Source organism: Vibrio sp. Y2-5 (assembly GCF_014596725.1).
GTDB lineage: Bacteria > Pseudomonadota > Gammaproteobacteria > Enterobacterales > Vibrionaceae > Vibrio.
On record NZ_JACVEG010000083.1, the window covers coordinates 1 to 612 of the forward strand.

Below are 612 nucleotides of genomic sequence, written 5' to 3' on the forward strand. Positions count from 1 at the left end.
AATAGACAGTTAGCTTTAATTGGTGGTGCAATCATCCAGAAGGCTCCAAAATACGGAACTGCAGTGAAACTAAAAGGGGAGCTTGCTGTGGGAGCGACAATTATTACATTGGCTACTGCTGCAGGTGCGGATTTTAAGGTAGGTGGATTCCTGAAAATCGGTAGTGAAACAAAGAAAATTGTGTCTGTTTCAGGATCAACGATTACTATTGATACTGGTATTTCAACTGCTGCAACTGTAGAAACGGATGTTACTCCTGTTACGGCACTAGGAACTAAGAGAATTGGTTATGGAACAGTATCTGATGCGCCTATGCGTTCTGCTGCGTTAATTAGTAAGCATGAAAAAACAGGAGCCTTAACGGTTGTTGTATTCCGTAAAGTGAAAGTTTCTGGTGAATCAAAAGAGCAAACATGGGGTAAAGAGAAACGAACATTACCATTGTCATTAAAGGCATTTGCAGAAGGTAATGTTGCTACACAAGAAAATGTATATTACGAAATCGAACAAGTAATTTAATTAGTTTATATACGTGATTTGGAGGTAATAACTATGGAAAAAATCTTAAAATTAATTGATGTTAATCAAACAATTGGCGAGGTAACACTATCA

1 protein-coding gene is annotated in these 612 nt (G+C 37.4%); it reads left to right on the plus strand.

The genetic code is table 11. The annotated features are described in order from the left end of the window. Positions 1 to 519 (plus strand): hypothetical protein (locus HUO09_RS22015; protein WP_223159552.1); only part of this gene is annotated, 519 nt, incomplete at its 5' end. Positions 520 to 612 lie beyond the last annotated feature (93 nt).